This is a genomic window from Sphingobacterium sp. UBA7253 (genome assembly GCF_002472745.1).
Classification (GTDB): domain Bacteria; phylum Bacteroidota; class Bacteroidia; order Sphingobacteriales; family Sphingobacteriaceae; genus Sphingobacterium; species Sphingobacterium siyangense.
In genome coordinates this window covers 1-15,223 of sequence record NZ_DKSP01000005.1, presented here as the reverse complement: position 1 = coordinate 15,223, position 15,223 = coordinate 1, and the positions used below count along the sequence as shown (strand labels likewise).

Below are 15,223 nucleotides of genomic sequence, written 5' to 3'. Positions count from 1 at the left end.
AGCCTAATATACATTATTTATGCTGAATTAATATGTTTACAGATATTAACTTTCAAGATTATTACAAATTGTAAGGCTAAGGTATGGGTTTGAAAGAATGGTTCGATACGGGAAACCGTAGCTGATTTATTCAGCAATTTTAATAAGGCAATAAAATAAACAAAAGGCCTCCCTCGTTAACCGTCGAGGGAGGCCATGTTGGCTAGATGTCCGCTTGGGCTAGATGTTAACCGGCTTTGGGCATTCATCTACTGTAAAGATCGCGAGATTAGTTGAGATAATTGTCGTTCATTTTATTCAAAAGCCTGCTAAAATTCGAATTTTTAATTTTTTTATAAAGTAATAAGATTTTACTGCTAATGATTAGTGATCTTTGATCCAGATTTTGTTAAAAACAGTTAGGTTCATTTGGAAGTAACACAGAGACCAGCATGTTTCACCAGCCTTTGACAGAGTGCGTTTTGTACTCCCTCACGCTCTGCAATCTTTGTCCTTTTTTCATTTCTTATATTATCTAACCAGCTTATCTATATTACACGAGTAACGTGTAAAGCTGATTTCAATTCCCTATTGTATTTCAATCAGAAGAATGGTTCTTAAAATCGAATTACTTTTCTATTATTACCTGTATATTACCTGTGCATTATCTATACATTATAAGCGAGTTACAAACTTTCACACAAATGTGTAGTTTTTTAATCTAGTAAAAATTTCACGATAAATAACTTTAGCTTTATTCCTATAAATCGTTAAGTGAAAAGTAAAATAGAAGTAATGAAAAGCCATTTTTTTACAAGAAACTTTATCTGGCTCCTTATCTTGCTGTTTATCGTAGTAAGTTGTCAGAAAGATTCGTCCCAAGTATTAGATAATGAAAATAAGCCGACTTTGGCTGATATAAAAGAATTTTATGCCAAAGAAGGAATATTTAAAAAGATCAATCCAAACGATAACTTACCAATTCAATGGGAACCTTTATGGGATGAAGTAACTGTCCGTAAAGCAAACGATTCAGTTGAATATATGTTCATTCCATTGCATCCTTTTCTCAAGGAAGATAAGAAGAAAATTACGTTTGAAAAAGGTGGTAAGACATACTTACTCGTAAAAAATGGCAAAGAATTTTACAAAGGCTTTTTTTTCAATGATACGAAGGAAGAAATTACTGATCTCCGCTCCTTTACTGGAAAAATGTTATTCACAAATCTAAAAAGTAACGCTGCAAATTTGATAAAATACCGGAATGGTTCGCCTTATTTTGAAGGAGATGAAAATGTACAGAAAAAGAGGGCTTCATCAACGAAAATGGCATGGGAGCAAAATTGCAACTATCAAACGGTGGATTGTATCTATCAATCAGGAGGATATGGATGTGGTAGTGGTATTACTATATATCATAGCAGAGATTGTTCTTACCCCTCATTTTGTGCTGGATATGGTTGGTCGCTTATTGATAGCCGAGATGAGTACGTCTGCGAAAATGTTTGGGTTCCAGATGCACCTGGTACGGGTGATGGTGGAGGTGGCTCGGACGGAAGTGATATTGCAAACTTCAATGCTAAAATCGATGATACAAATCTTCCAGACTGTATGAAAGGCGTATCGGATACACTTAAAATGCTGAATGGAAATTCTGTCGCTGATATAATCAAAAAGTTTTCGGGAGAAATACCAGGGTATAACCTTAAGTTTACTACAGAAAATTTTAGCGATCCGATGAAAGTGGCTGGTACAAATCGAAATAATAATACAGGAGAAATAATTATAGCTTTCAATACCAATCCACTAGTTATAGGTAATGTTTCCGACTTAGCATTTGCAACAACAATGCTTCATGAATCTATTCATGCTTACCTTACTGCATTTTTTTATGATGATCCAACGGCAGCAACAATGACTTATCCTCAATTATTTGAAAAGTATACAAAGAAAAAAGCTTTTTCAAATGGCGCTCAACATGAGACCATTGCTAGAGATTTTATTACAGATCTAGCCGCATCCATTAAAAATTACGGAGAATTAAAAGGCTATCATTTAGATAAGCAAATATATGACGATATTGCCTGGAAGGGCTTATTAGAAACGGATGCATTTAAAAACCTTTCAGATGTAGATAAATCTCGAATTACAGATAGAATAATGGCTGAACAATATGATACTAGAAAAGACAAAGGAGTTACACAAAAAGGAGTTCGCATGGGTTGCTAGCATTCTTTTATTTTGGACATTGGCAAGTTGTGCAACGAAAAAGAATCTTGACGACTTTGCTGAAATTGATCGAAACAATTGCAGTAGTTTTAATCAGATGGGCAAAGGATATACGGAAAGCGAGGTAGCTCCATTAATACATGGAAAAGTAAGATTATGCTATAATAATGAAATAGTGCCTTACGCGAGAGTCTTTTTTCTTAAAAATGGCAGGGACACCATAGCTTCGCTTACCACAGACGAAAAGGGTGAATTTTCAAAACAAATCTCTCCAGATGGTTTTTGGGGAAAAGTAATTATAGAAAAATTTGGATCGAATTTGACAATTGATGAAGTGAGAATAGATGCATACTTTAAAGATTACTATCTGGATATAAAATTACCAAGGCAACCTGCTTATATAAATGAAGTGGGCCCAAGAAAAGATCAGAAAAAGTTAAGAAAGGAAGTTGAAAAAGCAAGTCGAAAACATCAGTAAATAATTGCAATCTATCCACTCACTAACTTCAAGTGGGGAGGTTGATGTTATCTATTTTTTGAATGTGTAGCTTTTAAAGATCATCCACACCTGATCCGTCAACGTAAAATATTTTTGGTGCTTAGATCATTTACAGTCAAAAATCCGGTAACAGCAAACTTTTTGACAGCTAGTACTCCATGCTCAACAGCTAGAAATAATATTTTTTAAAAACCAAATAGGATTCGATATTGTATTAATAGTACTTTTCAAAAGCTTTAGCATTTGCAAATAATTATGCAACCTTTGGTAATCCACCTGTTGAAATAAATGAAACCTGGGTAAAAAACCCAACTATCACCGTGACGAGCGCCGATGGTCAACCACAAACGATCAAACCATACGCAAACTTAGGCGATGGGAAAAACTGTCCGATCCATAGCGTATCCTCTAGCCCCAATTAATTGATAACAAATGAAGAATAACATTTTAAAAATTTTGGGTATTTGTTTTTTAACATCTGCCTACAGTCAAAAAAAAGAAAAGGACTTATCGATACTACAGACTTTGGTCGAAAAAATACATTTGGATCTCCGTGATGTTGCAATGATGTCTGGTGTTCCAAGTAGGACATCTGCTACTTGGGCAAATTTGGTATATGTTCAACGGGGGGATTCCATAACAACTGTGCCGTTTGACAGTCTCACTTCTCCCAAATGGAATCGCTTTGAATATGATATAACGGTTGAATTCGACAGATTTACAGGGAATAGCACTCAAAATTTAAAGGGGGTAATTGTTCTAAAGCGTATCAGCCCTGAAAGAGAGGAAAAGCTCCGAAACTGGATGCTTAAAGAAAAGGAAAAGGCTTTGAAAAGATAAATCTTAAAGTCCGGTCGATATATACGGCTGGACTCATAATAGTGTTTATATTAATGGATGCTTACATAGGTTGTGAATTGCTTTCATTCTTTGGTTTAATTGTATGTAAATCCCACAGATAGTAATTATTCATTTATTTGAATATGTTGTTTAAAAGTTCCTTCCTGATAATACTTTCATTCCGGAATGCTAGTTTATTGCTTCAAATATTATTATCATGTTCACGAACACTCCAGATCAACCCCCTGTCTCGGTAATGACAGCATTCTATTATCAAAAAGTTTTTCCATGATCGTCCACACCTGTCGCACCGTCCGTTATCATTGCTGCAACTTGGGTGATTTCTAATTTTGGAAAAGACTTTATAATATTTATTCATTTATGAGGATGAGGAGTAACTCGGCCTTTTTTTGTTTTTAAAACCAAACAGGATTCGCCCCGCCCAGACTCAAGGTTTTTTTATTCGTCATAGCCCAACTCATCGAGGATAATAACAAGTTCATCGGTGGTCAACCAGCTCGTATTGTTACATAGCATTACCCAATCGCCACTGCGAAAATCTACATTCATTATAAAAAACCGATCAATCATAATTTGCAAGGTTCCACCACCATGCAAAACAGAAACCTCAACCACTTGCTTCTGACCACACACGTCACATTCGAACTTTATATTCTTTTTCATCGAATATCGTCCTTTATCCACTTTAATTCTCCACGCTGGATCATGGCTATATATTTTTGCACGTGATCATCGGTCAATAAGCAATTGTCGTCAAGGTGATAATTGAACTGTTTAGTGAAGGTGTCATAATGAATACTTCCTACATAAGCATTATTGAGGTATATATGCCAAAGGCTGTATTTCTTGGCCCGAACTTCCACTACCTGGCGTTTTCCATGATGATAAAACAACTCAGGCACATCAGTATCAAAGCGAAGTATAAGGGCGTCAATGCACGCTTCCTTGATGTCATCGGCAAGTACACCGTATGCCAATTGCCACTCTCCCTGAGATTTCCTGAAAACATAATGAGCAAGACCATTTTTGTTGTAAAGATGATAATCTTTCATGCCCATGCTTTTATCATGCACGGTAATTTGAGCGTACATTACCCGATTTCGGCAAAAGATTTCTAGCGGTTTCATTACACAATATTACTAATATTATTAGCAACATTGTATACCGTACAGATATTTAGGGTTTCCCATTTTTTATATGTAATCGGATGTATTAAGCCTATCCTAGCCCGATAATAGCATTATGGGAAACCTTAGTCTATATTAAGATTGGAATTGACGTAAGCCGTCGCTACGCGGACAGCTTACCATAAGCGACTTGGTTAAACAGCTCCACTTTCGTATCTTCGATACGGCTACGTTACTTCGCAAAGTCGCCGCTCTACATATACAATGCTAAAAACTACCGTACATACATTCAACGACCTTGACAAATGGTTGTCCGACAACTTCTATTTTGAAGACGGACACGTTTTGGCAATAAAAGAAAATCCGCTTGAAATTATTGTTGGTTATAATGTGAAAGCAAATTATAAGGCAAATTCAGAAAGACACATCTTGCCTTTCAAAATTATTCCATCAAAAATTTATGAATGGACTTTTGACATAGATGTAACAAATGTTGGTGACGACAATTACATTGAATATATTGAAGCATGGGAAGTTGAAAATGGAATTTGCTTAGAGTTCGCTACACCTGCGATTTTTCGACTTGTTACAAACAGCCTTGAAATTGAAGAACAAGAACTAATAAAAACAACATTTAAGCCTTGGACAAGTGAGAAGGAAATATATTTGACCGCTGACCTTTCTGAAGTTCCGAGACCTTTATTTTGGAAAGAAAAATTAAGCAAATACGGACACGACATTCTGTTTCGTTATTATTCAGGTGAAGAAAGACAACCAGAGCAAGTTCCTTATCCAGACTATCAAGGTTACTATATACAACTTGCGGACAGAATTAGCTCGACACAAGAAGGTATTTTTCTCAAGCATATTAAAGTAGAAAACGGAAAATTTAGTTTGAATTTTGAAAACAAGGACGATAAATTGAAAAATGTTTGGAACGACTTAACAGCAATTCTTGCAGAATTTCCTAATGCTCAAATCAAAAGCGGAAATTGCGAGTTTACCGGGACAAAATGGAAACAATATTTAGCGGACAAACTATTACCGACAACAGAATAACAGGAAGCACAGCATATAACGGGAGACTGTAACATAAACTGTGTCAACCAATTTAATCGGCTCGTGCCATTCATCTATTGGTGGAGCAGTCATCCAAAATAAAGAAACTTAGAGTTTTTCGACCTCTTCGACAGAAAGCCCTGTGCCCTTAGCAATATCAGCTATAGGTAGCCCCATTTCCTTAAATGCTTTAGCAGTCTCAAGAGCTTTTTTACGCTCTCCTTCTGCTAGTCCTTTGGCTTTACCTTCTGCTAGACCTTTGGCTTTACCTTCTGCTAGACCTTTAGCTTTACCTTCTGCTAGGCCTTTAGCGTGACCTAAAGATTCTCCGGATTTCTTGGCCGAATTAAATACGCTCTCAGCATCACGCTTATGTTTTAAACTTGCTTCGTATGACATTAGCTCCTCCTCCGTTAGTTTACCTATCTCTCCTATCTCAAAGATAAGACCAAATATTCTTTTATCCAAAAATGTTGGCAATCTATCCATGGTACTCAAGTGTTTAAGTAAGTACAACCACTGATCCATAACTGTCTTTAGTTCTTCTGGCTGTTTATTAAATAATGGAAGCGAAATCATTTTATATCCCAATTTATCATAGAATATTTCTTTGGTCAATTTGTCACACAGCGCAACATCATAGAAATAAGGCCGCTCTGTGACACGAGATATACCGGTACTACCATTTCTATCCATGTGAAACTCCAAAATACCAATAAAGTAAACCTCCGGTAGGTAATAATCACTACCCTTCTTACCTCGCGCTAATTGTTTATTGATGAGACGTGAGGTATAGTACACTGCACGGTCCTTAAAAAATTCTTGAAAGAGCTGCTGCATCTCAATGATGAAAACCTCACCATCGCTGCCGATACAATGTAAATCAAATACAACACGACGCATTCCCTCATAATCACCATCATGTTCTACAGGCTTATATCTTAGATCCGAAATTATCTTCTCTCCCTGAAACAGACTATTGAGAAACTCAATCAGTAAGATTTTGTTGTCCTCCCTACCAAAGTAAAATTTCCAACCGAAATCGGTACGTGGATCTACATACCTACCCAAATGTTTTTTTGATCTAGCCATAATATTTATTAATTGATTATCAGACAAATATATAACAATAAATTGATTATTGCTAACATATTTAGTAAAAAAACAAGTAAATTATATGGATAGTCAATCACATGAGCTGAAAAATTACAGACAGACTATTCTTTATCAAATTTTATGAGTTATTTAGTATGTAATAAATTAGCACAATAACCTAGTAAATAATATCGATTATGTATAAATTACTTTTAATCACTTTTCTTAGCGTTTGATAGTGAATTATATTAGACTAAAGTAGCCCTTTGCTAAGCGCTAATCTCCAGCAAAGCTGTTTAGGTTTTTTTCCAATCTCCATTATTATTTAGACGATCAGATATATGTTGATTTAGCATTAACTTTTTTTCTTATTTTTGAAATTATTGCAGATTTGCGAGGTGGAAAGTTAAAAATGAAGGAATTATTTCAAACGTTCAAACCAAAAAATCCTATAGTCAAAAAGTATGTTGATTATTACTATTTGGACATTAAACCAAATAATGTGATCAATAAATTCCTATGTTTCCCCCATTTTAATAATACAATTTCAATTTATAGATATCATGTGAGATTGGAAAATGGAGAAATAAAATTTGATGATAACGCAAACCCATTTCAGATTTTCACCCCTATTCGGCAAAAAGTACTTAATGTAAAACAATCTGGAACAGTTTACAGAATCGTCATTGTATTTCATCCTTTAGGTATCCAGCAATTTTACGAAAATTTAAATTTTGCAGATTATATAACAGATTACGAGTTTTTCAGTCCAGAAGAACTAAAAGAAATCTTTTCTACAACTCAAACAAAACATATTTCAGATTTTTTAGACAACGCTTTATTACATCGTTTTAAAAAATTTGAGAGCCCAATTTTAGAACAAGCAATTCAATATATTTTCAGTAATGACGAGAAAATATCTGTCACAGAACTTTCAACTTACATTGGAATCAGCAGACAACATTTAAACAGATTATTTCAATTTCATTTGGGAGTTTCCATAAAAAAATTTTACGAAATAGTTCTTTTTAGGCAGTCCGTCAACAAGAAACTTTTTGAGAACCCTGAAAGTAGCTTCACTGAAATTGCTTATGAGTTTAATTTCAGCGACCAATCTCATCTTAATAAAATCTATAAAAATCTGGTTGATAATTCACCTAGAAACTTTTTTAGCAAAGGAACTATTTTAGGAAAAGAAGATACTTTTTGGCATCTGGATCCTTAACGAGTAAAGTTCCATTTTTACAAGTTCGAGTAAAGTTCCATTTTTACAAGTTTCCGAAATAGTTTGTCTGTAGATTTGCCTGATTAAATTTTGATTTATGAGATATTGTATTGTTTTATTTTTAGTTCTGTTAAGTTTATTTGCCCAAGCACAGGAAAATTATTCAACTTTGATTCGAAAAGCGGTCGAAAACAAAAAAAAAGCAAAAGATTCAATTGCGTATCTGCATGCATTAGGATTATACGAGGATGCATTTGCGCGCTTTCCGGATAGTATAGATCAATTTAGCCGCTATAACGCTTCAATCTTAGCCTATAAATTGAATAATAAAGATAAAGCATTTACCTATTTATCTGCGCTGGCAAAGAAGGAAACCGACTGGAAAACTTATCCCGCTTGGAATTATATCATTAGAGATTATGCTTCGGAAGAATATAAAGATCTAATAGGTGACCCAAGATGGCAAATTTTGAAAAGTGATGCTATTAAAAATAAAGATCGTTTTTACATCCAATTAAAAGTAAAGGAAGATGAATTTTTCAGCATAGAGCCAACTAACCTAGATAAATTTCAGGATGAAAAATCTCTTTATGAGAAAATAAAAAACTTTAATCCCTACAAAGCGAAAAAGAATCAGGATTATTCTATTTCATTCAAAATAAACGATTCAACCAAAACTTCGTTTTTTATTCATTTACCAAAAAATTACAATCCTCATAAGAAGTATCCCCTGCTTTTCTTTCTTCATGGTGCAGTAAGAAGTAATGCGTTGATTGATTATCAGTTTGCAGATTGGAATTTAGGTGGTTGGAATAGATATTACACAAAATATGCAGAGCAAAATGATGTCATTTTAGTTTTTCCAAAAGGGAGCAGGCAATACAATTGGATGACATCAAATGAGGGCTTTTTTATGATTCCCGAAATGCTTGAAAGTATCAAGAAAGCAGTCAACGTTGATGACAATAAAGTTTTCATTTCGGGACATTCTAACGGAGGAACGGGGTCGTTTTCATATCTGATGAAACAACCTACACAATTTGCAGGTTTTTACGGATTTAACACTTATCCAAAAATATTTACGGGTGGTACTTTCGTTGAAAATATTAAAAACCGTTCATTTATCAATTTTTCAACAGATGAGGATTATTATTATCCACCAAACGCAAATGATGATTTAACAAAATTAATGAACGGAATAAATGCCGATTACAAAGATTATCGCTACAATGGATTTCCGCATTGGTTTCCACAATTTGACGAATCTGAACCAGCTTATCAGATTCTTTTTAACGACCTAATAAGCCGGAAGAGAAATCCTTTTTCGAAAGAAATATCTTGGGAATTTGATGATGAAAAATACGGAAATATTGATTGGTTTTCTGATATAAAACTAGATACCCTAAGCCGAAAATCAAATTGGCACAAAGAGTTAAATTTCAAAATCAACCAATGGTTGAAATACGACAAAAACGATAGCTTAGTTGTGCAGGAGGTTAATAAAAAAGCTTTTGATTTTCCAAGAAAATCAGGAAAAATAAAAGCTGAATATCAAAACAACATTTTCAGAATTAAAACTTCATCTATTAAATCATTTTCAATCAATATTTCGCCTGAAATGGTCAATCTGAAGAAGAAAGTAAAGGTTTACGTAAATGGTAAATTGTATTTCAATGGAAAAGTAAAGTACAATCGTGAATATATGTTGCAGAACTTTGAAAACAACCAAGACCGAGAACAAATTTGGATAAATCGTATTAACCTTAATATATCCTAAAATATGTACGCGTCCTTTTCATCAAAAGGTTGTTAAAAAGAATATATACAGCTCTTAATTTCAAGATGATGACGCATTGTTAAGGCTACGGTATGGGTTCGAAAGAAGAGTTGGTTACGCGGAAGAACAGTCGATTCGTTCGGCAGTTTTAACAAATTAAAAAAAAGGCCTCCTGAAATGCAGGTCTAAATCAATGCACAGCTTGGAGCGAATCTTGCGAGAGGAGCCAATATGGTAGGAACTAATCCTGGGACTGGAGTGAAGAACTGGGATACTAATTGTAAATAAATTCAGATGCGAAAGGAACAAATAACAGAGCAGTTAAAAGAGTATTATCCGGAGGGTGTTACCCTCGACGATATCATGGCTTATTCCGCTTCAGAAGCTTACAATAACCGGAAACAATGTATTGAATCAGCCTGGTCAGACCGCGGGCAATGGGAACAATTAAAAGAGTCCCTTACCGACCTGTCTGCTGAAATCTGGGACTATTCCTTCTTAGGGGGAAGCCCTTCCTTGCTCAGGGTGATAAATTTGGAGAATTCGTTTCAAATAGCGAAATTTGGTCAACACTAAAATCGAAATACTATAATGAACGATAAGGTAAATATTGAAAATATTAATCTTGCTGAACGAATTCGTTTAGGAGTGCAAAAGGCTTTACGAAAACTAGCCGAAGAAAGTGCAGCAAAGGGTGAGAGTTTGGTGGTAAAAGTTGACGGAAAAATACAAGAAGTACCTGCAAAGGAACTACTTATGAATTTACCAAAATAGTTTCTTCTGTAAACTATTTAACTAGGCCCCCGGCTATACGCCAAAAAATCTTTAATTCCTTAACGCGTATATTTATTATCTGGAGTTTCTCTTCTGTCTCTTGATTAAAATAGCCTTACCACTGCATATAAATATCTGATATATCATACCGAGTGGCTTCATGCTTCACTGCTTTTAGATAGACCATCTATTCCTTGGCAAAAATTCCAGTCGGACTTTGACTTCGCCTGCATGTACCCCGAAATCTAAAGCGCTATTCCGTCCCTGTGGTAAATCGATAAAGTTTTCAATGCACCACCATGCTTCGTAATTTGGGGCTAGCGGTATCTCCATAAAAATTCCGATAGCCAGATTCCTCATTTAATGGCGCATCCACTAAATTATAACAAGTGACTTGGCAAAACAGCTCCACTTTCGTATCTTCGATACAGCTACGACAAGTCGCCGCGCCAGTTACCTACAAGCATAACACGACACATCAAGAAAACACAATTGCATTTATGACACCTACGGAAAAACTAACTTCCATTTCGACCGAACAATATATTTAAGAAGATGGCGACGAATATAAAGTAGAATTAAAAGAAGGTTTGACAAATCAACAAATTGACGAATTAGCCAAAGATTGCCAACAGGACAAATTCCGCCAGAGATAAGAGAATTACTAAAATTTGCTAGCGCCTTTGAATTTTTTGGAATTGAAGAAATCACATTTGACGGAGTAGGTCAATTCGGATTTGAAGAGTTTTTTAATAATTCAGTTCAACTAGCAGGAGATGGGCATACATGCTCAACACGTGTCCCTCAAGCTGTTCAGTGATAATTAATTGTCTGTTAGGTACTACTTTAGGCTCGAACCTTACCGATCTATCCCGGCCTGTCTCCAGCTCAAAAGTTCCGGTATTGAGACCTCGGACTGTCTTTTTTGTCTTGCCATTTCGACGATTGCTATTGCCCGAAGCTTTCTTTTCGTTCAAGTGGTTTTCCAGTTGCATACCCAATTTTCATATTTAGTTACATTAAACTCATGTGATATAAATTCATGAAACTTTGTTTATTGATACAAGTTTTTGATACAACATCTTTTAAAATTAATCATGCTAATTAAGGATATCGAATAATCTCAATAAACCTCCGTTTTAATGTCTGAGAGGTTACAAATATGTATTGCTTGACGATAGTTTAGGTTAGATCTTTTCCACATTTTTAACATACTAAACCAAGCCTATGTTAGAACGTTTAATCAACAACAATGGTAAGATAGCGAAGAATTTGATAAAGAATCTTGGGGTGAATTAAAAAGGGTCCATACAATAGCGTTATTTTAGGCATTTTGATGCAGGGATTCTAACATTCTATTACAGTAAGTTAAGATGGTTTTATTGATATCCCCAAAGGCTACGTTATAACGGTAGTTGATCTTTTTTCATAAGTTTTTGAACCAAATAAAAAATCCTAAAAAACTTAAATGAGCTACATTTGTTATAAAAATGTGTAATTTAAAAAAGATAAACATATATGAAAAAATTAGGATTATTAGTTCGACTAGAAGCAAAAGCTGGAAAAGAAAAAAACGTTGAAGAGTTTATTACAAGTGCGTTGCCACTTGCTAATGAAGAAGTCGGCACTATTACTTGGTATGCGTTTCGTATTGACTCTTCTACATTTGGCATTTATGACACATTTTCAGATGAAGAAGGCAGACAAGCACATCTTGGTGGTAAGATAGCAAAGGCGCTTATGGAAAATGCACCAGAATTGTTAGCTAATCCGCCATCTATTGAGAAATTGGACGTTTTAGCCGCTAAATAAACATACCATAATTATTCTAAAATGGAAGTCTGTCAAAGTTCTGTAAATGAATTTGGACAGGCTTCCTTTGTTTACAAAACAGGTTAATGTTCTATCTGCTGTGCTTAGTCTCAATATTTCTTTTCCCTAAAAAGTTTTGAAATCAGGTCCCTATCTGCTTGATTAATGTCTATTGCATCTGTAACCGTTTTTAATAATATATTTATCATAATAGCGACGTATTGGTTCTTTAAAGATCGTAAAAAATTTTATGCCAGGATCAGAAAGTCAAAGGGTGATCGGGATAGCTGGTGTCCTATAACTTAAAGGAAAGCTTGCCGAAGAAAATGCTGCAAAGGATGAGAGTTGATGGTAAAAATTGACAAAAAAACAATAAGCCCCTACAAAGGAGCCACTTATGAAGTGGCCAAAATAGTTCCTTTATTTCGACACTTATAACTTATTCTCAGATTTGGACTTATCTGGAAATTTTATTCGTTGAGGTCGGCCAGGGATCTCGATACGGAATCGGTAGAGATTATTCTCACCGCAGCTACTGGGATAACGCTTCGGTTTCAAAAACGAAACAGAACAATAAATACAGACGACTATTATTGCCGCTACAAATTCAGGCACAATAATACCAAGATAAAATCTATCATATATATCTAGTGGTCATTGATATCGAAATATCCAAAGAAGAAGAAAAATCAATTTTAGCTATTTAAAATATACGTTATATTTATTCGAATATAGCCCCGCTAAAGCAAATGACAGAAACAGAAAAATATCTTGCTGACTTTAAAACAGCTGTTACAAGCGTATATCCCATTTCGGATAAGGCATTTGATTTATTGGCTGAAACGGCCTACGTTCAGCAGTTTAAGAAAAATGAAGTTTTACTTAGGGAAGGGCGTGTCGCCAATGACATTTTCTTTGTCTGTAAAGGAGCCTTAAACTCTTATTTTATTGATGAAAAAGGAGCTATCTGGAATAAATGGATTTATTTGGAGAGGGATTTTGCGAGCACAAGATTTTCGGCAATCATAAAAACGCCCAACGATTTTAAACTGCAAGCTATTGAAAACACTACTGTGGTATGTATGCCTTATCATCAAACAAGAGCAGCTATCAATCAAAATGATGAACTAAAAAACCTTTACATTGCCTATTTGGAGAAAAAATGGATCGTCATTAATGAAGAAAGAGAAATTTCTTTACTGACCGAAAGTGCAACCACAAGATATCTCAAATTGCTGGCGGCACACGCGGGAATTGACAGCAGAATTCCACTACAATATATTGCTTCGCACCTGAGCATTACCCCAACACAGTTGAGCCGAATACGTAAAGGGCTAACCAAATAAAAAAATCATTACGCTCAACCTATATAGAGTGCGTTTTCGAAATCACACTTTATTTTTGCTTATTATCAAACAATAATAAAGGATACTATTAAACTCTTTGAAATAGAACGCATCGTACTATTAATTGAAGTTTGGAATAGGAGACCGTAATAATTAACAATTGAAATTAAATTATGCAAACAATTTCCAAAACACTAAAAATATTTCTAACCGCACTTATTCTTTCCAATATCGTACTGATGGCTTGTGTGGTCTACTTTTTTCTGAACAACAAGCACAGTTTAAGTGCTGAAAGAATAGATATCAAGGACAGATCTGGAAATAATCGTGTCGTTATTGCAAACACAGATAACATTCCGCAACCTATTATCAAAGGGAAAACATATAAAAGGGCTTACGCTCCCGCGGGCCTGATTTTCTATGATAAAAATGGAGACGAAAGAGGTGGTTTGGCAATTACCGATAATGAAGAGACTAACCTGAATGCACTTGCATTTGATTATCAGAATGCCGATGCCATTGGTATCCTGGCACAGGATAATAAACACGACAATTATTTCAGGGCTGGTCTATTGATTAATGATAAAGATCTATCCGGTAAGCCGGGGCATAATATTAACCGGATAAACCTACTAACAGAGAATGGGAACGCTTCTTTGGTGATGAAAGATAACAATGAGATACCGAGAATTATTTTAAAGGTGGACAGTCTGGGTAACCCTTCTATCGAAATGTTGGACGATAAGGGAAAAGTGAAATGGAAACAATAAGCTATAATCGAGAACTGTGCTGTCATTGATAAAATCACTATCTCCGCTTAAGCGATCGAAGCATAAACCGAAAAACGAAAAAGCAACCTATATCAGTAATCTCATTCGACAGCAGTTTGATATTGTATCGCATGGAACCCTAACAGATTTATCCGTTTGGATGGACACGGACAAGACCAGTAAAGATCATTGCTAATTTGTAAAAAAAAGCTTACTCGTCGCCCCGCTGTCCGTAAATGGTTGGATCGGGGTACTTATATGGATGATGTAGCACCATTTGATCAATTATGTTTAAATTCACGTTACAATGATAACTTGCTACGGCCCATGATCAATATACTCTATACCTTTCATGCTTTTTCAGCGGGTGCATTTCTGTTGCTCGGCACCTTAATCGTTATGGGTGTCAACCACAGTTGTTCCCACGCAGACCGGTGGCTTGGGACTTGGTATTATTTGATGGCATGCTTATTTACCCAGCTTTTTCTGGAAGGTTTTCATATCGAGAGCAATGGATTGATCCATACGCTGGAACTCCCGCGATGGGCTACACTCCCCTGCTTCTACCTGGCCGTTCACTACATGGTCAAACCAACAGCAAAAATTCGGTATTGGGGACTACATTTTTTTCCATTCCTCGCTTTCGTTTTCTTCTCCATCATTTATTTAA

15 protein-coding genes and 1 pseudogene are annotated in these 15,223 nt (G+C 35.3%); 12 read left to right on the top strand and 4 right to left on the bottom strand.

Annotation, left to right across the window (positions count from 1 at the left end; all coding sequences use genetic code 11):
• Window positions 1–753: 753 nt before the first annotated feature.
• From B2X72_RS00385 to B2X72_RS00375, 3 genes are all read left to right on the top strand, one after another.
• Window positions 754–2,208 carry a hypothetical protein gene (locus B2X72_RS00385; protein ID WP_139144948.1) on the top strand — a complete coding sequence of 485 codons (1,455 nt, stop codon included), beginning with the start codon at window positions 754–756 and terminating at the stop codon, window positions 2,206–2,208.
• A complete protein-coding gene (locus B2X72_RS00380; RefSeq protein WP_070564584.1) occupies window positions 2,153–2,686 on the top strand; it encodes a hypothetical protein in 534 nt (177 codons plus the stop codon). The genes B2X72_RS00385 and B2X72_RS00380 overlap by 56 nt, the downstream gene beginning before the upstream one ends.
• A gap of 453 nt (window positions 2,687–3,139) precedes the next feature.
• Window positions 3,140–3,547: a hypothetical protein gene (locus tag B2X72_RS00375; protein ID WP_286847999.1), complete on the top strand. Its 408-nt coding sequence runs from the start codon at window positions 3,140–3,142 to the stop codon at window positions 3,545–3,547.
• Window positions 3,548–4,006: 459 nt separating this feature from the next.
• On the opposite strand, the gene B2X72_RS00370 is transcribed toward B2X72_RS00375, so the two are convergent.
• A complete protein-coding gene (locus tag B2X72_RS00370; RefSeq protein WP_115049171.1) occupies window positions 4,007–4,231 on the bottom strand; it encodes a hypothetical protein in 225 nt (74 codons plus the stop codon).
• On the bottom strand, window positions 4,228–4,620 hold the full coding sequence (locus tag B2X72_RS00365; RefSeq protein WP_204991092.1) for a hypothetical protein: 393 nt from the start codon (window positions 4,618–4,620) through the stop codon (window positions 4,228–4,230). The genes B2X72_RS00370 and B2X72_RS00365 overlap by 4 nt, the downstream gene beginning before the upstream one ends.
• 339 nt (window positions 4,621–4,959) lie before the next feature.
• Between B2X72_RS00365 and B2X72_RS00360 the strand changes: the two genes are divergently transcribed.
• A complete protein-coding gene (locus tag B2X72_RS00360) occupies window positions 4,960–5,754 on the top strand; it encodes a hypothetical protein (RefSeq protein ID WP_070565936.1) in 795 nt (264 codons plus the stop codon).
• Between the two features lie 108 nt (window positions 5,755–5,862).
• Here the strand turns inward: B2X72_RS00360 and B2X72_RS00355 are convergent, their stop codons facing one another.
• Complete coding sequence (locus B2X72_RS00355) at window positions 5,863–6,846, bottom strand: Rpn family recombination-promoting nuclease/putative transposase (protein ID WP_070565937.1); 984 nt, start codon at window positions 6,844–6,846, stop codon at window positions 5,863–5,865.
• Window positions 6,847–7,261: 415 nt separating this feature from the next.
• On the opposite strand from B2X72_RS00355, the gene B2X72_RS00350 reads away from it, so the two are divergent.
• The 4 genes from B2X72_RS00350 (at window position 7,262) to B2X72_RS00335 (ending at window position 10,625) form a co-directional block, all read left to right on the top strand.
• Window positions 7,262–8,074 carry a helix-turn-helix domain-containing protein gene (locus B2X72_RS00350; RefSeq protein ID WP_070565939.1) on the top strand — a complete coding sequence of 271 codons (813 nt, stop codon included), beginning with the start codon at window positions 7,262–7,264 and terminating at the stop codon, window positions 8,072–8,074.
• Window positions 8,075–8,171: 97 nt separating this feature from the next.
• Entirely contained in the window at window positions 8,172–9,851 is a 1,680-nt protein-coding gene (locus B2X72_RS00345; RefSeq protein ID WP_286766863.1) for an alpha/beta hydrolase-fold protein, read from the top strand.
• 294 nt (window positions 9,852–10,145) lie between these two features.
• Complete coding sequence (locus tag B2X72_RS00340) at window positions 10,146–10,427, top strand: hypothetical protein (RefSeq protein WP_286847997.1); 282 nt, start codon at window positions 10,146–10,148, stop codon at window positions 10,425–10,427.
• Between the two features lie 15 nt (window positions 10,428–10,442).
• Entirely contained in the window at window positions 10,443–10,625 is a 183-nt protein-coding gene (locus B2X72_RS00335; RefSeq protein WP_028069684.1) for a hypothetical protein, read from the top strand.
• Window positions 10,626–11,404: 779 nt separating this feature from the next.
• On the opposite strand, the pseudogene B2X72_RS00330 reads toward B2X72_RS00335, so the two are convergent.
• Window positions 11,405–11,617, bottom strand: a pseudogene (locus tag B2X72_RS00330) (transposase); the annotation flags it as partial.
• A gap of 526 nt (window positions 11,618–12,143) precedes the next feature.
• Here B2X72_RS00330 and B2X72_RS00325 point away from each other — a divergent pair.
• The 4 genes from B2X72_RS00325 to B2X72_RS00310 all read left to right on the top strand — a co-directional run.
• Window positions 12,144–12,437 (top strand): putative quinol monooxygenase, encoded by a 294-nt coding sequence (locus tag B2X72_RS00325; RefSeq protein ID WP_070566204.1) that lies wholly within the window; start codon window positions 12,144–12,146, stop codon window positions 12,435–12,437.
• 749 nt (window positions 12,438–13,186) lie between these two features.
• A complete protein-coding gene (locus B2X72_RS00320; protein WP_286847996.1) occupies window positions 13,187–13,783 on the top strand; it encodes a Crp/Fnr family transcriptional regulator in 597 nt (198 codons plus the stop codon).
• 173 nt (window positions 13,784–13,956) lie between these two features.
• Window positions 13,957–14,553, top strand: a complete 597-nt coding sequence (locus B2X72_RS00315; protein WP_070565714.1) for a hypothetical protein — start codon at window positions 13,957–13,959, stop codon at window positions 14,551–14,553.
• Window positions 14,554–14,880: 327 nt separating this feature from the next.
• The coding region (locus B2X72_RS00310; protein ID WP_286847994.1) for a hypothetical protein at window positions 14,881–15,223 on the top strand (343 nt) is incomplete at its 3' end.